Source organism: Siminovitchia fordii DSM 16014 = CIP 108821, assembly GCF_000374565.1.
Classification (GTDB): Bacteria; Bacillota; Bacilli; order Bacillales; family Bacillaceae_C; genus Siminovitchia; species Siminovitchia fordii.
The window spans coordinates 186,953-211,878 of record NZ_KB894686.1; the positions used below are offsets into that span (position 1 = coordinate 186,953).

The following is a 24,926-nucleotide window of genomic DNA, read 5'->3' on the forward strand; positions in this document are numbered from 1 at the left end:
TTCGATTTAAGTTGATAAACGGAGAAGAAAAGCTATATGTACAATATAAGGCAAAGGATTATGGTCATGTCGCTAATGAGGTTATGAACAGCAATGATGGTTGGTTTGGGGTCTATGGCGACTTAACTAACCTATCCAATGTACTTACGTGTAGTATTATTGAGGTCGATGAAGATGGGTATGAAATAGCATCGAAATAAGCAAAACAAACTAGGTGCCTAATAAGGCGCCTTTTCTTATGCCTAAAATTCGGAGGTGGCAGTTAAAATGCTGATAAGCAAAATTTCAATCAACGAGATAAATCCTGCACCTTATAATCCGAGAGTGGATTTAAAACCAGGTGATCCGGAATACGAAAAATTGAAACGATCAATTCAAGAATTCGGGTATGTTGAACCACTTGTTTGGAATAAGCAGACAGGTAATCTGGTTGGCGGTCATCAGCGTTTGAAGGTGCTGATCGATGAGGGTGTGACAGAGGTTCAAGTGTCAGTTATTGATATGGACCTCACAAAGGAAAAGGCGCTTAATATTGCTCTAAATAAAATAAGCGGTGAATGGGATGACGAAAAATTAGCGGAGTTGCTGCATGAATTATCCCAAAGTTCAATTGGAATAGATTTAACCGGATTCGAGGAAGAGGAGCTGGACGATCTCATTGCCATTTTACCTTCAGATACGGAAATAGATGATCCAGTCACAGAAGATGAATTCGATGTTCAAGCTGCACTTGAAAATATCAAAGAGCCTGAAACAAATTATGGTGACGTCTGGAAACTTGGGCGTCATCTTTTAGTTTGTGGTGATGCAACAAAGTCAGAAGACATTGCAAAGCTCATGGGAAACGACAAGGCAGATCTCGTAATTACGGATCCTCCTTACAATGTGGCCGTCACCAGTGAATCAAAGGAATTAAGTGAGTCCGGGAGAGATTCCATTCTAAATGATGATATGTCAGCAGAGGAATTTGATCAATTTTTAAGTGATGTATTCAAAGGGTATGCAGCTCTTATGAAAGATTCAGCAGCCATATATGTATTTCATGGTTCATCCTACCAACGTGTATTTGAAAACACCATGAATAAACATGGGATTATTGTTCGTTCTCAATGTATATGGGTGAAGAATTGTCCTTCCTTTGGATGGAGTCAATACAGATGGCAGCATGAACCAGTATTCTACGCTTTCAAAAAAGGGAAATCCCCAGAATGGTATGGTGACCGGAAACAATCAACCGTATGGCGTACTGGATTGCTTGAAGATGTTCCGGAGCCTTCTACTGTTTGGGAAGTAAGTAGAGGGGATATTTCCAAATATGTTCATCCTACACAAAAGCCGTTAGAATTGATTGCCATTCCATTGAAAAATAGCAGCAAGAGACATGATATTGTTGTGGATTTATTTGGTGGTAGTGGATCCACACTAATGACTTGTGAACAGACTGACAGGAAATGCAAAACGATGGAATTGGAACCTGTCTTTTGTGATGTTATCAAGCAACGGTTCTACGAGTTTACAGGTATTGAGCCAGTTTTGTTAAATCCATAAAAAATAAAAGAGGAAGGTGCTGGAACACCTCCCTCCCTTAGAGTGCCGAAACACCGGCAGAGATAGTGGAACGCTGTGGCCACAGATGACAATAGCCACTATCTCACCTCAATTATAGTTGAGAGGTCGGTGCTAGGCAATGAAAAATACAAACGAGTGTTCGATTGATGATCTGTTATTAGAGCATGAAGCTAAGACGGTGAGCGGCCTGCTTGAGTCAAAAGAGAAGTACCGGAAGATCATACAGGCGGGTATATCCAGATGGATAAAGGACTTTCAAGACGGACGCATTGAGATCAAAACGGTAGATGATTTGAAGAAACTCATTGAAATAGATTTGGAACTACAGAAAGATGATTTTTAAAAACGAACTCAAACATAACAGAGTGTCGGAGGTGGGTGGTGATGTAGGTTGGCTAGACCGCGTGACCCAAGACGGGATAAAGCGAAAAAGATATGGTTAGACAGTGGCAAACAAATGAAGCTTGTGGACATTGCGGAAAAGTTGGGTGTGTCTGCAAGTACGGTACGAAAATGGAAATCCCAGGACAAATGGGATACAGATTCAAAAGGGAGCGCTCCTATTTCGAAAGGGAGCGCTCCTAAACGTTCCGGTGCTCCAACTGGTAATCAGAATGCCAAGGGGAACAGGGGTGGAGGTGCTCCAAAGGGCAATCAAAATGCTAGGGGTAACCCCGGAGGTCGTCCGCCATCAGGCAATAAGAATGCAGTTACTACCGGAGAGTATGAAACGATAATGTGGGAATACCTTGATGACGATGAAAAGGAACTATTCGAAGCCATTGAAACGGACCCACTCTACCAGATCGATATTACAATCCGGGAGTTATCCATCCGGCAACGACGAATGATGAAACGGATTAAACAACGTGAAAATGGACTGACTGAAAAAGAAAGTCGCATCCTCAAAGAGATGCGAACCGTTAAAGAAATTATTGAGGTTCATGACGATAACACTGGAAATTCGAAGAAAGTTCCTATCCATAAAGACAAACTTGTCACTGTAGAAGTGGAAGAAACAGAGTTTAGGAAAATCGACGATATCCTCAACATCGAAGAGGCTTTGACGCGGATCACCAACCAGCTTGTCAAGGCGATTAAGCAAAAGCATGACATTGAAAAGTCGTATGGTGAGCAACCGTTGAAACTATCGTTAATACAGTCGAACATTGACAAACTGAATGCTGAAATTGCGAATATCAGTAATGACAATAGCAATAGCAGTGCAGATGACTGGGTAACGGCACTGAAAGAAGTTGCAGAAAAACGTAAGGTGAAGCGCAATGAGCAATAAACCATACAACGTGCTTGTGGACCTTCTTGATGTTTACTGGGATGATCCTGTGGCCTTTGCCGAAGACATATTACAGTTTTATCCCGATGAATGGCAAAGGAATGTCTTGAATGACCTTGCCGCTCATCCATTTGTCTCTGTTCGTTCCGGCCAAGGTGTAGGAAAAACTGGACTGGAAGCTGTATCAGCAATTTGGTACCTATGCTGCAGACCGAATCCGAAGGTAGTTTGTACCGCTCCTACTAGGCAACAGTTGAACGATGTACTATGGGCTGAAATTGCCAAGTGGCTTGAATCTTCAATGGTAAAGAATTTCCTCAAATGGACCAAGACGAAAGTCTATATGATCGGCAATGAAGAGCGCTGGTTTGCAACCGCTCGAACTGCAACTAAACCGGAAAACATGCAGGGCTTTCATGAAGATTACATGCTTTTTATCGTTGATGAGGCTTCCGGTGTGGCAGACGATATCATGGAAGCCATTCTCGGAACGTTATCCGGTGCTGAAAACAAATTGCTGATGTGTGGCAACCCTACTCGAACGAGCGGGGTTTTTTATGATTCTCATCATCGAGATCGGGCTGATTACAAGACACATAAGGTGAGCAGCTGGGATAGTTCCAGAGCATCTAAGGAAAATATTGAGCGTCTTATCCGAAAGTATGGTGAGGATAGCGACGTAGTTCGTGTCCGAGTTTACGGGGAGTTTCCGAAGTCGGAGCCTGATACCTTTATCCATTTGGAAAAGGTAGAAGCGGCGGCGATGCGAGAAGTTTATATGGATGAATCCGGAAATCGTATCATTCCAGAAGAAGCAGCGCTTGAGTTCGGTGTTGACGTGGCCCGCTACGGTGATGATGAAACTACCATCATTCCTCGTATTGGTAATCTCGTTCCATTTTTGAAGACATACAACAAACAGGACACAATGACCACAGCTGGGCATGTCATCAAACTTGCCAAAGAATTGATGCTCGAATACGGAAGACCTTCATGTGTTATCAAAATTGATGACGACGGTGTCGGCGGTGGTGTTACCGATAGACTTCGAGAAATTGTTTACGAAGAGGGGCTATACATCGATGTGATTGATTGTCACAACGGTGGAGCGGCATTAAATCCCGAACACTATTTCAACTGGGGTTCTGAGTCATGGGCAACCATTCGTGATTATCTCCATGATGGAGAAATACAGATACCAAATGATGAAGACTTGATTGGCCAGTTGTCCACTAGAAAGTATCGTGTGACATCGAAAGGGAAGATTCAATTGGAGAGCAAGGATGAAATGAAAAAGCGCGGATTGCGCTCACCAGACAGAGCAGACGCTCTTGTTTTGGCGTTTGCGAAAACTGGTCAAGAATCGATTGACAGTGAAACAGCTGCGCTACTGAGAGGGGTGAGAGTCTATGGCTAGATGGTACAACAAGGTTGTTGGGGAGATGTCGAAGCTTCGCAATAGTATTATGGCCCGATTTGGCATAGTGACTGGCACAATCGGTGCTACTTATAAGCTTGATAGCAGTCGGGTTGATTACAAAATGGCAAGAAGTCTCTACTATAACGAGGATGACAACTATAAATTAGGTGCCGGATTCGCTAAGCCCATCGTCAATATCAAATCAGCCTTTATCGGCGTTCCCGACTTTAACATTGGTGATAAGGAAGCCAAGGAGATATTGGACGCCTTCACTAAGGCAAATCGTTCCAAAATGCAGGATACACATAGAAATGCCCTGAGGGAAGGTGATTGCTTTGTTTGGATAACGCGGGAGGAAGAAAAGGATAAAAGTCTGTACCCAGAGTTGTCAACGGTTCTTAAATACAACATTCTGCCGCCGGAGATGGTGAAAAAGATTAATCGGGATCCATTGACCAATGAACCAATAGAATATGTCCTGGAATCCGAAACTGAGTGGGAAGATGATAAAGGTTACAAGAAGAAGGCAAAAATCATTCAAACAATTAGTCGAGGGCTAAGAGTCATTGAAGTTGATGGAGATGAGGTTCCGCCAGGTGTTGAACCTGGTAAGCATACGACACCTTGGGACTTCATTCCGATTATTCATTTCAAAAATGAAGATGACGAAACCGCGGCGTTTGGAAAAAGTGAGTTGGAACCTATTGAACCCTTTTTAAAGGCCTATCATGATGTGACTCTTCATGCAATTAAAGGTTCGAAAATGCATAGCACGCCAAGGTTGAAGTTGAAATTGAAGGATGTAAAAGCTTTTCTAGCCAACAACTTTGGTATTACCGATCCGGCCAAGTATTTCAAGGATGGGAACACCATCGATCTTGATGGTCAGGAGATGCTAATTCTAACTTCCGAAGATGATGCAGAATTTATTGAAGCTCGATCCGCTACTGGTGATGCAAAAGGCTTACTGCAATTGCTCTTTTACTGTATTGTCGATGCTTCGGAGATTCCTGAATTCATTTTCGGTGTTCATACACCATCAAGTCTTTCATCTGTCAAAGAGCAGATGCCAATCATGATGCGGAGCATCGAGCGGAAGAGGGATCAATTCACAAGCAGTTGGCAACAACTAGCCCGGATGGTACTGGCCATGACCGCTCAATCTGAAAATAAGTCATTTTCCACCTTTGCCAACGATCTTGTGTGGGAAAAAATTGATCCTAGAGATGGTAAGGAAATTGCTGAAGAGCTGAAAATCACTGTGGAAGCCCTCACAGTAGCGCTCAACAACAACATAATCAGTCATGAAGCAGCTGTTAGTTATCTGGCTAAATTGGTGGAAACCATGAACGAATATGAAACTGAAGATCCGGAAATCGAGGGAGAGAAGGATCGAATCGCTTTGACAAAACTTGAGAGATCAAGGCTTGGTGATGAAACCTTTCTCGAAAAGCAGTTGAGTAAAATCAAGCAGAGTTTGGATAAAAAGGCGGTGTAAGTAATTGGACCGTCTATCGTTGGAAGCTAGAAAGCAACTGATTGAGCTGCTTTTGAGGCAAAGCAAGGAAATAAAAGAGATATACATTGGTTCTGTTGACAGCATCGCAGATGAAATCAAAAAACGAGAACTCGAAGGAACAGCTTATCAGTATATCGAAATGATCGATGACCATTTGAGAAATGAAGCCTTAACCGTCGAGGACAAACTTATCAAACTATTTGATGAAGGTTTGAAGATTAGCGTTGAGGCAGGAATGCATCAGTCTAAGCAGGCAACGCTATCCTTTCTGAAAAAAGCACATATCGACTGGAAACCCATTGAACGAGCATACTTCCGTGCAAACACCGCAGTTGTTGAGAAGATGAAACAGCGGACAATCAAAGGTCTCAATCTGTCTGATCGCATTTGGGAAAAGAGCCAACAAGTAAGAATCTCGATTGGTCAGATTGTGCAGCAAGCAATAGCAGAGGGCGAGCACCCTGTCAAAGTAGCGGAACTGCTAGAACGGTACGTCAGAGATGGAGCCAATACTTTCGTTGTAGAATACCCCAACATGATGGAACGCATGCCGTTGAAGATGGATTTGAGTTATGAGTCGTTGCGGCTTGCGCGGACAGAAATGGCTGCTGCATTTGGAGAGGGTGTCAAAGAGGGGGCTGAATTAAATCCGTCAAATTTAGGGATTCAATGGGGCCTGTCAAATGCAGGGAACGCATGTGATGTCTGTAAGCAGAACGCAGCAAATGATGAAGATGGATTAGGTCCTGGTGTTTATAAAGTTGAAAACCTTCCAGACTATCCAGCGCACCCGAATTGTCTTTGCTATTTGTCGGAAGTATTAGAGGACACAGATGCATTTGTTGATCGGTTGATTGAGTGGAATAGGGATCCTTCTTCACAACCGGATATTGAGCAGTGGTATCAAAAAGAAATAAAGTCAACTAATCATATTTCCTATCAATCGATAAATTGGACACAAGAGTTATCAGTTTCTCAGACAACTTCTAATGAATTAAACTACCATCATCAACAATTGAACGAATTCATGAAGACAAATAAAAGAGAAAAAGCAGTTTTATTAAATGTAGATGATGGGAAGGTTTTGTTTGAGCAAGAAGGCCATTCAGAAGATCAAGTTATTTTAAATAAAGAGTTCATAAAGTTACTTAAAAATAGTCCACCTAAAAGCATTATATTTGCACATAATCATCCATCGACAACTACATTTTCAAGTTCAGATATTGATAAAATAATAAGATATCCATCTGTAAGGGCACTAACGCTTGAATGCATTGATGGTTCAAAATATCTGATAGATGGTAAAAATTATAGTCATTCATGGAAAGCATTCTTCTTCGGGAGTAAGTATGATAAGATTTATAACAATATTGCTAAGAAATATCCCCAACTAAACGATTCATCTATATATGATGTTTGGGATCAATTCGTGCACGAAGTAACCCAAGAAATTTCGAAAGAATACAATCTAATCTATAAGAAGGTGAATTAATCCATGCATGAAGAAGGATTGGACAATATACCAGATTGGCCAGAAATGATGAAACAAGGTATGTCCTTTGATGAGTATATGAAGTTTAGGAAACAGAAAAACATTGAAAGAATGGAATATATGTTAAAAGTAAATGAAATCAATCTTTCTGCAGAAGAAAAAGCAGCAGTAATAAAAGAAATTGAAAAAGAAAAAAGAGACCTGGAACAAAGCACTTAACAATGGTGCTTTTTTATTATGCATAAAAGGAGGTGAGAAAGTGGACAAAGTGCTAATTTGTGGTGAGATGGCGACCAATGACAGGAAAATCTTTCAATTGTTCGGCAATGTCGCTGGTGAGATGAGGCTGGATGATATCCCTCCTGCTCCAGGTGTTGATGTCAATGAGCTGAAAAAGGGTGATGAAGATCCGTTAGAGGTTGTCGTTGAAATCCCCGCTTCTAAATCGAAACGTGGATGGAACTATACCGCCAATTCGTTAAAAAATATCGTTGATGCTGTCAACAGCAAGACATTAAATGGTTTCCTTGGCCACCAGAAACCCGAGGATGTAAGCAATCAATTCCTGCCGCCTGTTACCCATTGGGTAGGGGCAAAGATGGTAGGAGAGATTGCTTATTTTCGTGGAGTGGTAGATGCGGCTGCCAAAGACTTGAAGAGATGGATTAAAGCGGGTCGCATTCGCCAGGTTTCAATCTTCGGAATTCCGAAGTTACAAAGGGCGGCGGGTGAAACGAATGTTGTCGGATATGAGCCAATGTCAATTGACTGGACGCCGTTGGACAGAGCAGGAATGAACACTCGCATTGTTGCCATGAGCGGTGAAATGTGGGACCTGGAAGGGCAAGGTCCCTCCGGTGAAATGGATAATCATGAAGGAGGTGCTGGCATGACGCCAGAGGAACTATTAAAAGCATTAAAGCAAATGCTCGGAAACAAGCAGATTACTGTCCCGATGATTGCGGGAGAAATGGGCTGGAAACCTGAAGAGGTAGCCGCTGATATTGATTCAAATTGGGTGAATAACCTTACATCTTCCGCTGACAAATTGAGAAAGGTCGAGGAAGCGCTCGGCATTTCTGGTGAAATGGATATTGTCGCAGCGGCTAAAAGTGCCGCTGAAGCACTGAAAGCCCAAGAAACAGCGGGGCTTGAAAGGATTATTGGTGAAATGATCGACACTAAGATTACATCTGACGCCATTAAAAAGGATATCAAGGACCCGAATACACCTATCGGCAAAATGTGGTCCTATCACGAAAAAGGATTTGCTCCCGATGCTACAAAAGAGCAGATTGCTGGTGAGATGGATTCTTTCTTGGCTGATGGAGTGGTTAAGGGAATTATCAGTTCTTATCATACAGATCAACCCGCTGGCGTTGGTTCTGGTGGTACCAATACAAACACAGCCCCTCAAGGGTTAAAAACAAAGCGTATTTCGCTATAAGGAGGTAATTTGAATGGCATATAAAGGACAACCAGTCCCAAGCACTGTGCATTATGCTTATCGAGCAAAGGTTTCTGACGGAAAAAGTGTAAAGGTAACGGTTCCTGAAAAAACAGAGATTGAGAGTGGCAAGTTCTATCAGTTGGATGGCTTTTTTGGTGCAGCATTCCACTCTGTTAAAACCGGTGATGGTGAAACAGGTGAGGTCAGTCTGAACATAGAGCAGGCAGAATATGAAACAGACCAAATTAGTACAACACAGGCTTTTGCTGTTGGTACTCCAATTTATTGGAATGAAGCGACTGGCAAGTTTACCGAAACGGAAACTGACAATCGCCTCGTTGGCCGTGTTACATCAGCCAAAGATAAAAATAACACCATCTGGTTCATTCTGGGGCCACAGGTTTAGAAGGGGGATAAATCATGAGAATTCATTCAATCGAATCACTGAAAGAAAAACGACGTAAAGGGACTATCGAAGCGGTGGTTCCTTTTTCTATTAACGGATCACAAGCTGAGGTTACGAAAAAAATCGTAAACGGCGAAATGGAGACATATGAGCTGTCGAAGCCAATCGGGGAAATGATGACTTCCGAAACATCTCGAAAAGAGCTACTTCAAAAGGTTGTACTTGACGTTGAACTTGGTCGTGAGGATGTACCAGTCCTTTATAAGCCAATCTATGAAACATTGCAGGATCCAAACTTCCCGCGTGAGTTCGAAGCGAAATGGGCTCAATATGGAACGGTTATCTTCTTTGAGCACCTAGAAGGCGAGGAAGTGAAGTTCGGTTCTTTACTCGCCGAACAGGGCCCGATTGCACGCATCAAAGGTTACTCTGCTGGATTCGAGTACACCAAGGAAATGCAAATATTCAACCAAACATTCAACTTTGAATTAATGAACAAAGCATTTGGTGAGGCTCATAATGCGTTGCTGAATCACCTACATCTTGCTCCAATCATTAATTACAAGTATAAATCCGATAATAAGACCGCTCCCGTTTATGTAAAACCTGATGGTACGAAGGGAACTGCAAGTGATGCTCATTACCTCTTGTCGTTACGTGCCACGCTTCGCCAAGCATTGAAGGATGCAAGAACAGCTAAGCGCCCAGGAACGGTATTGCTGGCTAATTCTGCAAATAAAGAGGATATCCAAGACGCGCTTGGCAGCATGACGCTCCAAGCTACGCCATACGGGGCTACAACAGGAATCAATGACATCATTTATTACGATGGTTGGGAAGCGCAGGTTTCTAAGAAACAGTATGTATATGACGGAGTTCCAGAGGGCAAGGCATTCTTGATTCGTCCAAAACGTGGATTCAAAGAACTTGTCAAACAAGGCTTGCAAATCAATGCAACCATGGGCGATCTAACTCGTTTAGTTGAATCACAGGTTGTTGGTGACTTCTGGCGTGGAGTTTTTGCTGCAGTCGAGGAGAATGTCCAAGAGATTACTTTACCTGGACAATAAGGCGGTGAAGCCTAATGGACGAAAAGATCATTAAAAAAATGAGGAGATTCCTCGATGAAGTAATTCCGGAGGGCGGGGGAGAGAGTGATACCCGCTTTTCGGATGATGATTTGTGGGAGATATATGAGGAATATCAAAATGTTTATAAAGCTGTGTCTGTAGGGTGGACAGAAAAGGCCGGGATGATTGCTGCAGAGCGTGGCAACTATGATGAATATCATGCCGGAAATGAGCGATACAAATATGTAAATTTAACCACTGCAATTAATGCTGCTTTAGCTATGGCCAAACAGTATGACGCTTTATATAAGCAAGAGCAGGAGCAAAATATAAGTGGTTTAATCTTGAAATTCAAAGCGCCGGATGTGATTTAAGATGAATCCCGTTGAACTACGCCGTAAGGATACGAAATGGAATATCGCACAAAATCCGACGACGATTACCATTAAGCGAACAGAAAAGATTAGGGCAGGCGGTGCAATTGATGAAGTCGAATTACCCGTAGGCCCTTTTACTGTTCGCATTTTTTCGTCCAAAACCGCCTTCCCTAAAACGGTGACTACCCTTGCAGGAGAAAAGCATGTGGATCAGCATTATGGCCTTCTTGCAGACTATGAAGCAGATATCCAAGCAGGGACAAATGTTAAAGACGAATTCGAAGTAAATGGCATGAAGTTCATTGTTATAGCTGTCCACCCGCAATCGATCAACGGTCAGATAGTCAGTTATCAATGTGAACTAGAGAAGGTGGGTTAAATGGGTCTTGGAGATCAGATTAAATCAGATATCGACAGAAAGATAGCAGGAATGTACTCACTCGGGAATCACCTTGGAAAAGATATGGAAAGACAAGCTAAGAACAATGCTCCTTGGACTGACAGAACAGGAAATACACGACGAACCATAAACGGTGGTGCCGATCAGAGTGCAAGGGGGGTCACTCTATTTCTTGCTCACGGTTCGATGGTGGGAACTTACCTAGAGACCGGTACACCATCTTATGTGATTAGGCCCAAAAGTAAGAAGGCATTACGCTTTGTTTCGGGAGGGGAAGAAATCTTTGCAAAAAGAGTTAATCATCCAGGTATCTCTCCCCATCCAATTGTCGAACCAACGGCCGATTCAAACTGGCCGAAGATCAAACAGCAAGTACGACGGTACTGGGAGAGTTCCTAATGAGGGATGAGCTTAGAGAAATATTAGTTGCAAATGTACTTACCGTCAAAGGGGAGGTCTGGGAACCGTCCGCAGCTGGTCCAGAATTACCCAAGCCACATTTAGTACTTAGGGAAGGAGTTCAAAACACAGGTGAGCCATATGCTGATTTCACCACTTTTTATGAGGTGTGGCCTTACGTCAAACGAACCTCATTCCGGAGAGTTGATGATCTTTCGCAAGAGGTCATTTCTGCTCTGCATCGCAAACGGTTTGATGTCAAAGCGGTACCTCACTACATCGAGTACATTGGCACAGCCAGTGAAGACATAGTGGATAAGGAATGGGATGCTTTGACTAGAGGCTTGCGTTTCCAAGTGTTTTCTCTTGCTTGGCTATTGCATAAAGCTGTGGAGCCGGATCCCGTTGATGGCATGAAAAAATGGACTGAGAGAATATTCCCTAACCTTCAAACCAATCCAGTTGCATGGTCACCTTCGGATGATACACCTGCTCTTTATTGGCGGCAGGCATCTTTGCAAGGTACTGAGCCGACCAATTGGGGTGCTTGGATCACTGCGCGGCTTCGGGGCCACATCATTGCTCCGGAAGTCGCTGTCCGCAAGGAGTGGACTGAATTAGTTACAAGAAAATTAGCTTTAGATGCCAAAACGTATCTTTCGGATAACTCAAAGATGCGTTTTTTGCATGTTTCCGCTGATAGTGGATATGACCCATTTCAACAGGGGCAAATCCAACTGGATGTCAGGTATGGCATTTTGAAAGAGAAAATACCTTACGAAAAGATTAATAGAGTCGAAGCAGACCCGGCTCATGGAGGTGTGATTATTGGCTAAGAAAAAAGCAAGTGAAAAAGTTGTGCAGATTCCTGAAACGACCTATTCACATGAGGAAATATTGCAGGCCGCTAAATCATTTGGAGAAACGCAAGAGGTTGTGGCCGGCGCTTTACGTATCGCAAATAAAGAAAATTTAAGCCGTTCGGAAGTGGAAAAGGCCATTCGAACTTTTAAAACGAGGAAGGTGTAACGAATGATTGGAGCTATGTTTAAACTAGGGGAACAGAAAGTTCGTCCTGGTGTTTACGTTCGTTGGTATAACGATGGAGGGACACCTCAAGCGGGTGGATCATCTGGTATTGCTGCAGCTGTTATTAAATCTAATTGGGGTCCGCTACAAAGAGTAATTGCAATTGATGATGCAAACAAAGTCGAGGAAGTGCTGGGAACGGGAAAAGGTGCCCAAGTAGCAGAACAGATTTTGCTTGGTGGAGCAACAGAGTTAATCGTTGTGCGTGCAGGTTTAGGTGGCACAGCATCGGAACTTTCGCTGAAAGATTCAACGGGTGTTGATCTATTAAAAATCAAAACGAAATACCCGACTTCCCGTGAATTTAACGTCACCATCAGAGAATCCCTCAATGTAGGTGAAAAAGAATTCATCGCCTATGAAGGTAATCATGCGATTGAAAGATTCTCATTCGCTCAAGGTAGCAATGAAGCTGAGACGTTAGCTAGTTTGATTAATACAACAAGTATATATTTTACAGCTGAAGCATTAGGAAATGACACATTTGCTCCAATTGTTAATGAAAGATTAACTGGCGGAGCGGATCCAGATATTGTCGCCAAAGACTATACAGATGCCTTTGGCATTTTGGAACGTAAGTTTTTTGACGGAATCACAGTTGATACCGAGGATACAGCTATTCATGCAAGCCTCAATGCTTACATTAATCGTAGCTTGCAGTTAGGCTCTCGAATCATTGGTGTTGTCGGGGAAAAGATCGATGTTCCATTTAATACTCGTATTCAAAATGCTCGTTCCTTTAATAACTTTTCAATGGTTTATGTTGGCAATGGTTATGCGGTGGGTGACACAGGATTAGATGGCGCCCTTGCTGCTGGTCGAGTGCTTGGTGAAATGGTGTCCGGGATTTATAAGGCGTCTCTGACCAAGAAAGAAATCCAAGGTTCTACTGGTGTTTATGGGGAGCTGACGCCATCTCAATATATTGAAGCTGCTAAAAACGGAATGTTGGTGTTCTCGGAAAGTGTCAACGGTGTGGCTCAAATTGATTATGGAATCAACACACTGGTCTCAACGGGTACTGATGAGGACGAGGGATGGAAGAAGATTCGACGCGTTCGTACCCGCTTTGAGCTAATCGATCGTATTGCCTTTACAATTGCCAATGCAATGAGTGCCGGTATTGACAATAACAACGATGGTCGCCAACATCTTATTACTTTAGCAAATGGCATCATCAATAATATGATCCAGGAAGGTGGATTAGAAAGTGGGGAAATGATCATTGATCCATCTACTCCACCACAAGGAGATTCTGTATGGTACAAGTTTGATAACCTTGTGGATCTTGACGGAATTGAGAAAGTTTACCTTGCATTCGGATTTAGATATTAAAGGAGGAATAACCCATGTCAGATGGACGTTACGTATTTAGAAACTGTATACCGGATGGCTCCATTGATGTAGTAAATGTCCAACCCGGAGAAATTATGAATCGTGAATGGAGTTTCCGCGTCAACATGCCCCCGGAGTTACAAGAAAAGCTTGATGCGGGTGAATTTGATCCACGGAACATTCTGCAAGGAAAAGACGGTGAGTTGTATGACGGAGACGGTAATTTCTTAGCTGAAGTGAATACGTTCCAAGCCCAAATGAACTTTAATACGACCGATTACCAACCTGCCGCCGGAATGGTAGTCTGGGGGATTACTACAGGATACACATTCACCCTTACTTTTACTGAAACGGTTGTAAGGGACAGATTGCTCGTAAAAATCTTGAACGCATTTAAGAAAGGGCAGAAAATGCCACAACTAAACTTCACTGGCGTTTTGCGCGCTAGTTAACGGGAGGATAAAACATGACTGAAGAAAAGATGAATCAAGAGGAATTACTGGCCGTTGAAGATGACGTACTTCGCGGCCTTCTTGGTGCTTTCGAAGACCAACAAGATGATACAGTGGCGATTGAAATAGCTAGGAATGGAAAAGTTTATTTCTCATTTGATATTCGAGGTCTAACCGAAAAGCAGTATCAAGACCTGCAGGATCAGGCCACAAAGTTCAAGAAAGCAAAAAACCTTGGTGGCGTTAAGATTGCAGAAGAAACGGATATCACTCGATTTCGTTCGCTGCTGATTTATCATGCAACTGCTGAAGAAGACCGGAAGAAGCTTTGGAATAACAAAGAAGCTTGGAGAGCACTGAATGTGGTAAATGGACCTGATCTCATTGATAAAGTGTTAAAGGCGGGAGAGAAAAAGGCCATTATCGACAAAATCGATGAAATTAGCGGCTATAACGACGAAACGGACGAAATCATAAAAAACTCATCGAAGCAGGAGGAAAGCTAACCCTCCTGCATGAGATTTTTCAACGGACGGGTAAATTGCCCGACGAAATCATGAGCAAACCGAAAAGCATACAAAAATTTGCATTTCTATCAATGCAAGAGCAACTAAAGCGAGAACAAGAAGAGCGTCAAGCAATAAAACGACAAACGAAGGGAGGGAAGTAGGTGGCCAAAGAGATATATCGGATTGAGATTCCAATTGAGACGAAGGACAATTATAGCAAGGGGCTAGACAAAGCAAAGAGAGATATTGAAAGCCTAGAGAAATCGGCAAAGCGTTCCGGAAAAGGGATGTCCGAACTGGGTAACAGTGCTCAGAATGCTGCAAAAGGCGTTGAAAAAATTGGCGGATCCGCAAGCAGATCTGAGGGACAAGTGTCCAGGTTCCAAAGTGTCGTACAGCGGACTAGAGACAGACTGAGGGATTTGTCTGGCCGGAAATGGGAATTAACTTTACGTGCAGTAGATAGAGCATCGCATATCATCAGGAGTGCAAGCTCGATGGCCAGTAGTTTCGCTGGTAAAACATACAGTATCACCTTGCGGGCCGTTGATATGGTAACCCGTCCTTTACGTGGAATCATGAGTGCCGCCTCTTCCACTCTCGGATTGGTAGGAGCTGCAGGAGGAATAGGTGCAGGTGTGGTCCTACCTCTTAAAATCAAGATGGACCGGCAGAGTGTTACTACTGCATTCGAAGTATTGTTAGGGAGTAAACAAAAGGCTGATCAACGGATAACCGAATTAACAGAATTTGCCGGAATGACACCGTATACCCGTGACGAAATCTATAAATCAAGTCGAATCCTTGAAGTATTTACAAAAGGAGCCCTGTCTACTGGAAAAGGATTGACAATGGTTGGGGACATTGCAGCTGGTACACAAAATGATTTTGAAAATACAGCTCTATGGATGGGCCGTATGTACGATGGTATGGCATCCGGACGAAAAATCGGTGAAGCGGCTGCTCGTTTGCAAGAATTGGGTGCCATTGATGGTGCAGCTAGGCAGAGGCTTGAGGACTTGGCTGAAGCCCCAATGTCTATTGCGAAAAAATGGAAATTAGCTGAAAAAGAGTTCCAACGCTTTGACGGAATGATGGAAAAGATGTCCGGAAACCTTCAAAACCTGTTGCTTGGAGCCAAAGTGTTTTTCCTAAATAATATGGTCGCTCGATGGGGTGATGGCCTTTCAAAAGCTTTAACTCCTGCCCTTAAAAAGTTCCGTGAATGGAGAAGTGAAAATTCTGAAGGTATCAAAGAGATGGGAAATGCTTTTGAAAAATATGGGGAGAAAGTCGCTGGATTTGCTATCGAAAAGGGAAGTAGCGCCATAGGTTTTTTGCGTAAAGTATTTTTCCCTTCGAAAGAGGAACTAAACAAATTTGCAGATGTTAACAAGTATTTACCGGAAGATCTTGCAGAGAAGTTACCTAAAGCTAAAGAAATTTCGTTTTCGACAAAAGTTGCGTTTGTAATCGAGACAGCTAACAACGTGTTTTCGGAATGGTGGGAGGAAAAAGGTCGTAAACAAATCACCGGTCTTTCTGAGAAAATAGGGACAGAGTTTGGAGAGATTATCAACCGTGCCATTCTTGGAATGCTTGGAGTTGATTCGAAAGAAGGCGGTAACTCTTTTGTTTCTGCTGGCTTTGAAGCAGGGTCCAGTTTTGTTAAAGGCTTTCTCGATGGACTAGATGCAGGAGACTTAGCTTTGCAAATCGCTAAAAAAATCGGAGAAATTAACTTGAAGGGTGCAACGGATCCATTCAAAGGTAATGGGTTCGGAAGTACAGCAGGAGCATTTCTAGTAGATGCTTTAGTTCTTGGGGCACTATCAAAGATACTCAGCCCGTTTAAGTTATTGACAACTCCTATAAAGTGGATTAAATCTATGATGCCAGGTGGCGGAAAAGGAGGAAGTGGGGGTGGAGGTACTGTTGCAACAAATACCAAAACTACTAGTACTGATACTTCAAAACCATCCCAGCCTAAAGGACCTGTAATCGTTGATCAACATGGACGTTCTATATCAACTTCAAAACAATCACAATCATCACAACCTAAAGGTCCAGTTATAGTTGATCAACATGGAAGGCCATTTTCTCCATCTTCATCAACACCTAAGACCTCACCAGTTCCCAAGACAGCATCATCGACCCCATCAATCCCTAAAGCGGCTGCAGGAGGGAAAGGGTTATTCCCTTGGTTAGGCAAGGTGCTCGGGCCAATGGGAACTTTTATGACATATAAGTCAATTGACACGAGTTTTGGTGACTGGCTTTTCGGCCACAAACCAGGTGATGTAAAAGATAAGGGGCTACTTTCTAATCCGTTTAGAAATCCGATGAAACAGGAGTTTCATGATGACTATAGGCAAGGTTGGATTTACAAAATGCTCGGTATAGATGGGCCGGGCAGTAAGAAATCAGCTGTTGCAGCTGAATTGGAGAACGAGGAAAGATTACCTCCTGGAATGAAGTTAAATACTACCAGCAATCACCCATCAGCATCTAAGTATGTTCCTGATTTAAAAGCCATGGGTTTCTCAGGGACAACCGGCCCGATGGATGCCCAAATGCAAGGAGTTATTCATAACATTGAAACGTTGAAGATGCACCTAGGAAATGCATCTGGCTGGGTGGTTGGAGCCTTTCAACCATTAGAAGGTGCAGGGGCTGGATTGAGTCATAATATATCTACCTTATCCGAGTATTTAGGACAAGCATCTGGTTGGGTAGTGGAGGGTCTGATGCCATTGCAGGAGGGTGCAGCATCAATTGGACACAATATGAGTACTCTTTCGGAATACTTGGCCCAAGCATCTGGATGGGTGATTGAAGGACTCTATCCGTTACAAGAGGTGTCTGCGAATATCGGTCACAATATGTCAACCCTGTCTGATTATCTAGCCCAAGCATCTGGGTGGATAGTAGAGGGATTATATCCTCTATCCGAAGGTTCGGCTAATGTAAGTCATAACATGAACACGTTATCTGAATATCTTGGTCAAGCGTCCGGCTGGGTTGTTGAAGGTCTATATCCTATGCAAGAGCATGGGGCAGCTGTTAACCATAATCTGTCCACTTTGACAACCTATTTAGGTGAAGCATCTGGATGGGTGGTTGGCGCATTTCAGCCAATTCCTGAAAATGCAGGTCCCATCCATCACAACATGAGCACACTTGCCAGTTATCTGGGCCAAGCTTCTGGCTGGGTAGCGTCAATCAACGGGATCCAAGGTGGAGCAGCAGCAGTTAAATCGGCTCTTAATAACTTGGCATCCAGAATAAACAACGTTCCAACGCCAAGAATATCTGTACCGAGCTTGCCAAGTTTCAATCCATTGAGGTTGTTCAGAAGGTATGCAACTGGTACTGATTTCCATCCCGGTGGCCCTGCAATCGTTGGTGACGGTGGCGGCTCTGAGTTGATAAGATACCCAGACGGCAAAATGGCATTATCTCCTGCTACAGACACACTTGTCAATTTACCGCGCGGAACAAAAGTCATGCCTCATCATAAGACAGCAAAATTGATGGATGTCCCGGCATATGCTGATGGCATAGGATTTGATGATGTTAATCCTGCTCAATCAGGACAAGTTGTTGGCGGGAACAACACATCAATAGAAATTGGTGATACACACGTCACCGTAGTTGTCCAAGGTGGAGAACAAGATGATCCTGATGATTTAGCGACAAGGATTGCGGATAAAGTAGCGGGTATCATTGCTGACAAGGTTGAACGAATCGCACCAAATATGCCAGCAACATAAAAGAAGGTGATGCAATGAGATTCTCTTTAATAGACCCTTCGAATAAAAAAACATTGATATTCCCGGTTACTCCTGAGGGACTGGATGTATCAATGGGGGCAAAAACGATTCACTATTCCCATGTAAAGATTGGGGATAGTGAAATCCCCCGAGGGTCCAATCCAATTACTCTATCATTTAAGGGTATACTGCCAAGTAGTTTAATCCACGTACCGAAAAAAGAGAGTAAGACAAGTGCAAATAGCCTTATCAAGCAGATCAAGTCATGGCAAAAAGCAGACCGAAAAAAGTTGAAGCTTATTATTACCGGGACCCCTTGGAATATTGATGTTTTTATCGAGGAATTTAGCCCAAGTTACAACGGCCCTACAATCACATATACCATTACTTTAAAAGAGTATAGAAGCATGGTAGTGCGCCAGACAAAACAAAAGGTGAAAAAGCGTCCTGCTAGTAAGCCTAAACCCCGAGTATATACAGTCAAAAAGGGAGATAACCTTTGGAACATTTCTAAGCGATACACTGGTAAAGGTATACGCTGGAAGGAAATGTGGGCAATCAATAAATCAAAGAGTAGAAGTAAGAATCCTCATTTAATCTATCCGGGTGAAAAATTCACCTTGCCAAGCGGGTGGTAATATATGGATCTAGCAAAAGTTGAATACAGGATCAGAGTAAAAACCCCAAACGGCAATATATTTACACTTGACCAAGCACTCACTGATTCTTGCAATCTGGAAGAAAACGACGGGGAGGTTGCTGCTAGGCTGTCTTTTACAGTGAAAAACGAAAAAGTTGGAAATGCTTGGCTTCACAAACAGTTGTATGTTGGGAACTTTGTCTATGTGCATGCCAAAGCAGGTGGTGCGTGGCAAGAGGTTTTTCGTGGTCGGATTTACGATTGGATTACTTCTGCAGCTAAAATGAATGTGACGATTATCGCTTTTGACATGAATTATCGTTATCAAGTGTCTGAGGTAAACATCTACCGCAGGAAGAATGAGACTGGAGCCAGTTTAGCGAAGCGTTTAATAGCAAGGTGGCGGAATCGAGTAATTAAAAAGCTAGACGGCCCTCACAAAAAGCTTCCTGCCAAGGCATATGATAATAAGTTAACAGTAACTGAAATCATTCAAGACACCATAACCGAAAGCAAGAAGAAAGGCGATGATGATTATGTGATCCGTTGTATCGAAGGTGAAATAGCTGTCATTAGAGCTGGTACAAATACTACGGTCTATATTTTAAGTGAAAAAGACTATCTTGAGGAACTCGAGGATCACCACAGTATTAGGAAACTTGTGACACGTGTCCGAATCTATCGGACCAACGATAAAGATAAAAATGCCAAAGCTAAGTTGACTGAAACCCTTGATGGAAAAACTGAATACGGCGTCCTGCAAAGGCTAGTTTATACGGATGGAAAGAACCTTTCTGAAGCAAGAAAAGAAGCCAAGCAGATATTAAAAGATGAGGGCAAGGTTGAGAAGACTCGTGAATTAAACCATCCTGATGTTCCGTTCATTAAAAAAGGGGACCTTGTAATGGTGCATGGCGGAACCGTTGGAAGTGCTAAAAATCCGGCAAAGTTAATCGTCAAAAGTATCAATCACGACATCAAAAACCTTTCAATGAAGATTGTGTTTAAGTAGGTGATTTAATGGCCCATGAAAATGAAGGAGTCGTAAAGCTAGTTAAAGCGATGCGTTCACAGTCTCAAAAAGTTTTCAGTGTGAACAGTCAAAATAATATGCTTGGGACAATGACCGGCAGCGGCATTTATATAGACTCAATCGAAGATGAAATCCCTCAGGGGGATTTTTTAGTTTTGCAGACTGGACAACCGATCACAACAGGAGATCGTGTTGTTTGCATACCATGTGGTGACTATTTCGTTGTTTTAGGAAAGGTGGAATAGGATGGCTGATGAATTTGCAGGGTTTGATACGACTGGAATAGACATCGAGGATGATGTAGAAGATCTTGAAATTGATACAGTTGCCCCTAAGTATGACCCTGAACAAGCTTGTCTTGCTGTTAATGCAATAGGGAAAGTTGAAATCGGAACTGAGAGAGATGCTTACCATTTTTGGGTGACAAAATGTCTATTAACAGAACGGTATAAGTACCTTGGGTATAGCACGGATTTTGGAGTGGAGATTGAAGACATCATGCGATCAGACTATCCGAGGGACATTGCCGAAAGCGAGATGCAACGAACGATTACCGAAGCATTGTCCATCGATTCCCGAACTTTATCGGTTGATAATTTTGAGTTTGATTGGAGCGGTGATGGGGTTGTTATCACCTTTGAAATTGAATCGATATTTGATACCGAAATTTATCAGCTAGCGAAAGGCGGTGAAGACGTTGGCGGAGTTGCCATTAGTGCTGCCTGAATTTTTGAATGAAAGTGAAGAGGAAATACACGAAAGAATGTTAAAGCAGGCTCCTTCGAATTTTGATGTATCGGAGGGGTCTTTATTTTGGGATATTACTAAACCAACGGCAATGGAAAAGGCAAAGATTCTCGAATTTACCCTACCGTTGTTGATCATGCATATGCTTCCTCAATTTGCTGAGGGAATATTTTTGGATTATCACGGAGAACGCGAGGGAATATCAAGACGGGCAGCGACCTACTCAACAGGCACAATTGAGGTTACCGGCGTAAGTGGGACATTTATTCCGGCGGGCACTACATTAACCACAGATGAAGTAGACGGTGTATCCATTGAATATAGAACGATAGCGGATGCGACGATTGATGAATCAGGTGTTGTTAAAATCCAAATCGAAGCACTTGAATCCGGCACAAGAGGGAACGTTCCTTCAAACTCCATTAAAAATTTGCTCGAGCCAGTCTCCGGTGTGCATTCCATTACAAATGTCGAAAGCACTATTGGCGGGTATGACGAAGAGAATGACGAAGAGTTTAGAGAGCGGATATTACAGACAAGCCGTACTAGATCCTTTACAGGTACGAAAGAAGATTATATTCGATGGGCCAAAGAAATTCCTGGTGTAGGAGAAGTCCTTGTTGTACCGGAGTGGGATGGTCCTGGAACTGTCAAAGTATTGATTGCGAGTAGCTCTGGTTCGGTTGCTGCGCCTGAATTGATTAAACAGGTACAGACCCATATTGCACCCGATGGTAGAGACGGTGGAGGATTGGCTCCGATTGGGGCACTGGTAACCGTAACAGGGATAAACGGTAAATCTATCAATCTCTCGTTTGCAATAACGTTAGCAGAGGGCTACACAACAGAAAACGTAAGAAAAAGCATCGAATCGTCATTATCAGGTTATTTCGGGGAACTAGAGCAAGGCGGACTTGTCCGTTACATGAAAATTGGTGCCATCATTATGACGACTCCAGGAGTAGTCGATTACGATAACCTGCTTGTTAATGGCGGATCCGCCAATATCCAACTTGCTCCTGATGAGGTCGCTGTCATCGGCGAGGTGCTGATCGCATGAATTTAAAAGACAAAATCATTACTTCTCCCAAAGCAATTGAAATGATGAACTATATCTTACCTTTTTATGATAATGATGAGTATTTGCTCCACGCGTTCCAAGCAATAGGTAAGGAGTTCGATAGTCTTTTTGAAATGATAGATTCTTTTGATACACAGCCTTACCCGCAACGTGCTACTTGGTCATTGCCTTATTGGGAGCAGCTTTTTGGATTAATTGCCGGTGCAGGAGAGTCCATTGAGGAACGAAGACGAAGAGTTATTGCTTTCCTTGGTTCTGGGCAACCCGTAAACCGAAAAAGGGTTGAGAACATTTTAACGAGTGCTGCCGGTGTCAAAGTGGACATCTTTGAAAATATTTCCCCCTATACTTTACGGGTAATATTGAACAACTATGATAAGGCTGACTTTATCCATATGATGAAGGTGCTCGAGGATGTTAAACCTGCTCATTTATCCTATACAATTTCCTCGAGAACAGTTGAGAAAATGAAGTTTAAAGAAAAAGTTTATGTCAATTTACGTCGTTATCATACTGTGAGGGAATTTCGGGTAGGTAACCCAGCGATGAGAGAGCAAAATGAGGTGGCACTATGAGTTTATCAGATTACTATTTGAAAAGAGCAGTAACGGATTTGGAAGGTAGAGTTAGCAAAGTGCTGCTAAACAATGAGGAAGTGCCAATTATAAGCATTACCAATAAGGGGCGGCAATTAATCGTGAATACTGACAGGGTTGATAACATCCGTAGGATTAACTCAGTCAAACTCTTAGACGAGTTGAATAATGTAATACTCGAACGGAGTCCTAACAGGAATACAGAGGGAAGTCGCTCCTTAGAATTCCGTTTTGAAATTGAGGTGGAATAGAATGGCCTTTGATGCAAAAACAAATTGGAAATATGATGATCCTGTCATGGAAGATGATTTTAACCGGTGGGAAAAAGGAATAAAAGATGCTCATAACTTAGTCGATGCAATTGGTACGGATCTGACCACTTTTAAGAAACGTCGAGACAACCCTCATGCGGTTACAAAAGCTCAGGTGGGATTGGGTAATGTAGATAATGTCAAACAGGCAAGCAAGGATGAGTTCGATACTCATGACACCGATAATATCAGGCATGTCACAGCAACGGAGCGAACGAAATGGAATGCTGCAGAAGAAAACGCATTAGATTGGGTAAAATCTTTTGGGATTGGGACAGACAGAGCAATTTATTTGAGAGATGATGATCTTAATGTTGTTAGAGAGGGTGGCTTATATTACGTCGGTGCTAATACAGTCAACAAGCCAGTAACAGACAACGGATACTTATTAGTATTACCATATACATCAACATACACCGCCCAAATCTATTTAACCAACGGTAAAGGGAATATGTATACCAGGGTCAGTACTAACGTGGGATCAACTTGGGAAGCTTGGAAAACTCTGGAGACAACAGCTGGTGCTCAAGCGAAGGTTAATGCTCATGCTAATTTAAAGAATAATCCTCATGAGGTGACAAGTGAGCAGGTTAGCCTTACATCTTATAGACCTGCTACAGATAGTGGTGACTTGTACCCAATCGGTTTTACTATGTTTTTCATAGGTGCAGATGATACCGGGTATCCAACTACTCACGGTATAGTTGTAAACATGAAATACAACAGTACAAGGTTTACTCAATGGTATTTCAGTCACGGTGGAGGAGGACATGCAACAGTCGGTAATGCACAATTTAGGCACTGGTACACTGGAGTAGGTTGGTCTCAGTGGTATAGGGTGGAGACTACGGAAGGAGCACAGGATAAGGCTGATAAAGCTTTAATGGATGCAAAAACTTATGCAGACGGAAAATCCTCTTTGTTTACGTCAGACACAAGAGATGTGAATGATCCTCCTAGTAAATATTCTAGGCAATTATTCTTTGAGTTCAAAAGATTAACTGCTATAGGGCTCTCAGCTGCAGGAACTTACTGTACAGTTATAACTGACGGTCGGTGGACAGGGTCTTCCGGGGGACGTAAAAATCAAATTGCCTTAACTGACAATGGTAAAATGTTTATGAGACTAGGAAGTGCAGACGAATCCTCTTGGGGATCCTGGGTAGAGATGGAAACAACTGCAGGAGCCCAAACAAAGGCGAATAAAGCTTTGTCTGATGCACAGGCCTATTCAATGAATCAAGTGGCTGTTGGTTCTACAGCAGACCCCAACACGACACAGGAAGCCTACATCCTGACAAACCACGCCAACTCACCGGGAGGCGGTATCTACTGGCACATCCATACGTTCTTCTACTCTTCGAAAACGGGGAACAGGTCACAAACAGCAGTTTCATATAGTGGAAGCACTCCCCGCATGATGATTAGGCATATGTATGGTGGCACATGGTCTCCATGGGAAGAATTATCTAAAGAAGGGCATAAACACGTGTGGGCCGACATTACGGACGTAGGGAACGCATCTACATCTACGAGAGGTATTGTCCAACTATCGACAGCCACAAACAGCACATCCACTACTTTGGCGGCCACACCTAGTGCTGTTAAGTCGGCATACGACTTAGCAGCAGGAAGAGAAACCCTTTCAGGAGCTCAAGCAAAAGCAAATGCAGCTGAAGCAAACGCAAAGTCTTATATTAACAGTAAAATTCAGTCAGGAATGGGTACTCAAAAAGTTCCTCCTAATACGGTAGGTACTGGTAAAATAGTCTTTCCAAAAGCCTTTGCAAAAACTCCGAATGTAGTAGTGTCATTGGTTTCCGGAAGACCCGATACACGCTCAATTACATTATGGGACAGTGATTTAAATACTACTGGGTGTACCGTATATCTTTGGAACGGTAGTAATTCGGAACTGGATTTTAGATACTACTGGGTAGCTCATGAACAATAGAGTAGGGGTG

26 protein-coding genes are annotated in these 24,926 nt (G+C 42.8%); all 26 read left to right on the forward strand.

Annotated elements, in window-relative coordinates:
* Nucleotides 1-267 precede the first annotated feature (267 nt).
* Complete coding sequence (locus tag C509_RS0104960) at nucleotides 268-1,548, forward strand: site-specific DNA-methyltransferase (RefSeq protein WP_018705810.1); 1,281 nt, start codon at nucleotides 268-270, stop codon at nucleotides 1,546-1,548.
* A 139-nt stretch (nucleotides 1,549-1,687) separates the two neighbouring features.
* Complete coding sequence (locus tag C509_RS0104965; RefSeq protein WP_018705811.1) at nucleotides 1,688-1,912, forward strand: hypothetical protein; 225 nt, start codon at nucleotides 1,688-1,690, stop codon at nucleotides 1,910-1,912.
* 48 nt (nucleotides 1,913-1,960) lie between these two features.
* On the forward strand, nucleotides 1,961-2,863 hold the full coding sequence (gene terS / locus C509_RS0104970) for a phage terminase small subunit (RefSeq protein WP_018705812.1): 903 nt from the start codon (nucleotides 1,961-1,963) through the stop codon (nucleotides 2,861-2,863).
* Nucleotides 2,853-4,280, forward strand: a complete 1,428-nt coding sequence (locus C509_RS0104975; RefSeq protein ID WP_018705813.1) for an AAA family ATPase — start codon at nucleotides 2,853-2,855, stop codon at nucleotides 4,278-4,280. Before terS ends, C509_RS0104975 begins: the two co-directional genes overlap by 11 nt.
* On the forward strand, nucleotides 4,273-5,781 hold the full coding sequence (locus C509_RS0104980; RefSeq protein ID WP_018705814.1) for a phage portal protein: 1,509 nt from the start codon (nucleotides 4,273-4,275) through the stop codon (nucleotides 5,779-5,781). Before C509_RS0104975 ends, C509_RS0104980 begins: the two co-directional genes overlap by 8 nt.
* Before the next feature lie 4 nt (nucleotides 5,782-5,785).
* Nucleotides 5,786-7,294 (forward strand): hypothetical protein, encoded by a 1,509-nt coding sequence (locus C509_RS25020; protein ID WP_018705815.1) that lies wholly within the window; start codon nucleotides 5,786-5,788, stop codon nucleotides 7,292-7,294.
* 3 nt (nucleotides 7,295-7,297) lie between these two features.
* A complete protein-coding gene (locus C509_RS0104990) occupies nucleotides 7,298-7,513 on the forward strand; it encodes a hypothetical protein (protein ID WP_018705816.1) in 216 nt (71 codons plus the stop codon).
* A gap of 40 nt (nucleotides 7,514-7,553) precedes the next feature.
* Nucleotides 7,554-8,741: a hypothetical protein gene (locus C509_RS0104995; protein ID WP_018705817.1), complete on the forward strand. Its 1,188-nt coding sequence runs from the start codon at nucleotides 7,554-7,556 to the stop codon at nucleotides 8,739-8,741.
* 13 nt (nucleotides 8,742-8,754) lie between these two features.
* The gene (locus C509_RS0105000; RefSeq protein WP_018705818.1) at nucleotides 8,755-9,150 is read left to right on the forward strand and encodes a DUF2190 family protein; all 396 of its coding nucleotides are present in this window, start codon (nucleotides 8,755-8,757) and stop codon (nucleotides 9,148-9,150) included.
* Between the two features lie 14 nt (nucleotides 9,151-9,164).
* Complete coding sequence (locus C509_RS0105005) at nucleotides 9,165-10,220, forward strand: phage major capsid protein (RefSeq protein ID WP_018705819.1); 1,056 nt, start codon at nucleotides 9,165-9,167, stop codon at nucleotides 10,218-10,220.
* Between the two features lie 14 nt (nucleotides 10,221-10,234).
* Entirely contained in the window at nucleotides 10,235-10,594 is a 360-nt protein-coding gene (locus C509_RS23385; RefSeq protein ID WP_018705820.1) for a hypothetical protein, read from the forward strand.
* A gap of 1 nt (nucleotide 10,595) precedes the next feature.
* Nucleotides 10,596-10,976, forward strand: coding sequence for a hypothetical protein (locus tag C509_RS0105015; RefSeq protein WP_018705821.1), 381 nt, complete (start codon nucleotides 10,596-10,598; stop codon nucleotides 10,974-10,976).
* The gene (locus tag C509_RS0105020) at nucleotides 10,977-11,396 is read left to right on the forward strand and encodes a hypothetical protein (RefSeq protein ID WP_018705822.1); all 420 of its coding nucleotides are present in this window, start codon (nucleotides 10,977-10,979) and stop codon (nucleotides 11,394-11,396) included.
* Nucleotides 11,396-12,232, forward strand: coding sequence for a hypothetical protein (locus tag C509_RS23390; protein WP_018705823.1), 837 nt, complete (start codon nucleotides 11,396-11,398; stop codon nucleotides 12,230-12,232). Before C509_RS0105020 ends, C509_RS23390 begins: the two co-directional genes overlap by 1 nt.
* On the forward strand, nucleotides 12,225-12,425 hold the full coding sequence (locus tag C509_RS0105030) for a YqzN/YkzM domain-containing protein (RefSeq protein ID WP_018705824.1): 201 nt from the start codon (nucleotides 12,225-12,227) through the stop codon (nucleotides 12,423-12,425). The genes C509_RS23390 and C509_RS0105030 overlap by 8 nt, the downstream gene beginning before the upstream one ends.
* 3 nt (nucleotides 12,426-12,428) lie before the next feature.
* Entirely contained in the window at nucleotides 12,429-13,820 is a 1,392-nt protein-coding gene (locus C509_RS0105035; protein ID WP_018705825.1) for a phage tail sheath subtilisin-like domain-containing protein, read from the forward strand.
* Between the two features lie 14 nt (nucleotides 13,821-13,834).
* Nucleotides 13,835-14,272, forward strand: a complete 438-nt coding sequence (locus tag C509_RS0105040; RefSeq protein WP_018705826.1) for a phage tail tube protein — start codon at nucleotides 13,835-13,837, stop codon at nucleotides 14,270-14,272.
* A 14-nt stretch (nucleotides 14,273-14,286) separates the two neighbouring features.
* Entirely contained in the window at nucleotides 14,287-14,778 is a 492-nt protein-coding gene (locus C509_RS0105045; RefSeq protein ID WP_018705827.1) for a phage tail assembly chaperone, read from the forward strand.
* A gap of 164 nt (nucleotides 14,779-14,942) precedes the next feature.
* Nucleotides 14,943-18,554, forward strand: a complete 3,612-nt coding sequence (locus C509_RS25025; RefSeq protein WP_018705829.1) for a tape measure protein — start codon at nucleotides 14,943-14,945, stop codon at nucleotides 18,552-18,554.
* 14 nt (nucleotides 18,555-18,568) lie between these two features.
* On the forward strand, nucleotides 18,569-19,192 hold the full coding sequence (locus C509_RS0105060; RefSeq protein WP_018705830.1) for a LysM peptidoglycan-binding domain-containing protein: 624 nt from the start codon (nucleotides 18,569-18,571) through the stop codon (nucleotides 19,190-19,192).
* A gap of 3 nt (nucleotides 19,193-19,195) precedes the next feature.
* A complete protein-coding gene (locus C509_RS0105065; protein ID WP_018705831.1) occupies nucleotides 19,196-20,206 on the forward strand; it encodes an XkdQ/YqbQ family protein in 1,011 nt (336 codons plus the stop codon).
* 8 nt (nucleotides 20,207-20,214) lie between these two features.
* Nucleotides 20,215-20,472 (forward strand): hypothetical protein, encoded by a 258-nt coding sequence (locus C509_RS0105070; protein WP_018705832.1) that lies wholly within the window; start codon nucleotides 20,215-20,217, stop codon nucleotides 20,470-20,472.
* A gap of 1 nt (nucleotide 20,473) precedes the next feature.
* On the forward strand, nucleotides 20,474-20,953 hold the full coding sequence (locus tag C509_RS25030) for a DUF2634 domain-containing protein (RefSeq protein ID WP_018705833.1): 480 nt from the start codon (nucleotides 20,474-20,476) through the stop codon (nucleotides 20,951-20,953).
* Nucleotides 20,925-22,034, forward strand: a complete 1,110-nt coding sequence (locus C509_RS0105080) for a baseplate J/gp47 family protein (RefSeq protein ID WP_018705834.1) — start codon at nucleotides 20,925-20,927, stop codon at nucleotides 22,032-22,034. The genes C509_RS25030 and C509_RS0105080 overlap by 29 nt, the downstream gene beginning before the upstream one ends.
* The gene (locus C509_RS25035) at nucleotides 22,031-22,630 is read left to right on the forward strand and encodes a putative phage tail protein (RefSeq protein WP_018705835.1); all 600 of its coding nucleotides are present in this window, start codon (nucleotides 22,031-22,033) and stop codon (nucleotides 22,628-22,630) included. The genes C509_RS0105080 and C509_RS25035 overlap by 4 nt, the downstream gene beginning before the upstream one ends.
* Nucleotides 22,631-22,882: 252 nt before the next feature.
* Nucleotides 22,883-24,916 (forward strand): tail fiber protein, encoded by a 2,034-nt coding sequence (locus tag C509_RS26705; protein ID WP_211214248.1) that lies wholly within the window; start codon nucleotides 22,883-22,885, stop codon nucleotides 24,914-24,916.
* The last annotated feature ends 10 nt before the right edge of the window (nucleotides 24,917-24,926 follow it).

Coding starts and splice junctions, on each gene's coding strand:
- C509_RS0104965 (WP_018705811.1), top strand. CDS start 1,688: ATGAAAAATACAAACGAGTGTTCGATTGATGATCTGTTATTAGAGCAT.
- C509_RS23385 (WP_018705820.1), top strand. CDS start 10,235: ATGGACGAAAAGATCATTAAAAAAATGAGGAGATTCCTCGATGAAGTA.
- C509_RS0105060 (WP_018705830.1), top strand. CDS start 18,569: ATGAGATTCTCTTTAATAGACCCTTCGAATAAAAAAACATTGATATTC.
- C509_RS0105000 (WP_018705818.1), top strand. CDS start 8,755: ATGGCATATAAAGGACAACCAGTCCCAAGCACTGTGCATTATGCTTAT.
- C509_RS0104975 (WP_018705813.1), top strand. CDS start 2,853: ATGAGCAATAAACCATACAACGTGCTTGTGGACCTTCTTGATGTTTAC.
- C509_RS0105035 (WP_018705825.1), top strand. CDS start 12,429: ATGATTGGAGCTATGTTTAAACTAGGGGAACAGAAAGTTCGTCCTGGT.
- C509_RS25035 (WP_018705835.1), top strand. CDS start 22,031: ATGAATTTAAAAGACAAAATCATTACTTCTCCCAAAGCAATTGAAATG.
- C509_RS0104980 (WP_018705814.1), top strand. CDS start 4,273: ATGGCTAGATGGTACAACAAGGTTGTTGGGGAGATGTCGAAGCTTCGC.
- C509_RS0105020 (WP_018705822.1), top strand. CDS start 10,977: ATGGGTCTTGGAGATCAGATTAAATCAGATATCGACAGAAAGATAGCA.
- C509_RS25030 (WP_018705833.1), top strand. CDS start 20,474: ATGGCTGATGAATTTGCAGGGTTTGATACGACTGGAATAGACATCGAG.
- C509_RS0105045 (WP_018705827.1), top strand. CDS start 14,287: ATGACTGAAGAAAAGATGAATCAAGAGGAATTACTGGCCGTTGAAGAT.
- C509_RS0105005 (WP_018705819.1), top strand. CDS start 9,165: ATGAGAATTCATTCAATCGAATCACTGAAAGAAAAACGACGTAAAGGG.
- C509_RS0105015 (WP_018705821.1), top strand. CDS start 10,596: ATGAATCCCGTTGAACTACGCCGTAAGGATACGAAATGGAATATCGCA.
- C509_RS23390 (WP_018705823.1), top strand. CDS start 11,396: ATGAGGGATGAGCTTAGAGAAATATTAGTTGCAAATGTACTTACCGTC.
- C509_RS0105070 (WP_018705832.1), top strand. CDS start 20,215: ATGGCCCATGAAAATGAAGGAGTCGTAAAGCTAGTTAAAGCGATGCGT.
- C509_RS0105040 (WP_018705826.1), top strand. CDS start 13,835: ATGTCAGATGGACGTTACGTATTTAGAAACTGTATACCGGATGGCTCC.
- C509_RS0104990 (WP_018705816.1), top strand. CDS start 7,298: ATGCATGAAGAAGGATTGGACAATATACCAGATTGGCCAGAAATGATG.
- C509_RS0104960 (WP_018705810.1), top strand. CDS start 268: ATGCTGATAAGCAAAATTTCAATCAACGAGATAAATCCTGCACCTTAT.
- C509_RS0105065 (WP_018705831.1), top strand. CDS start 19,196: ATGGATCTAGCAAAAGTTGAATACAGGATCAGAGTAAAAACCCCAAAC.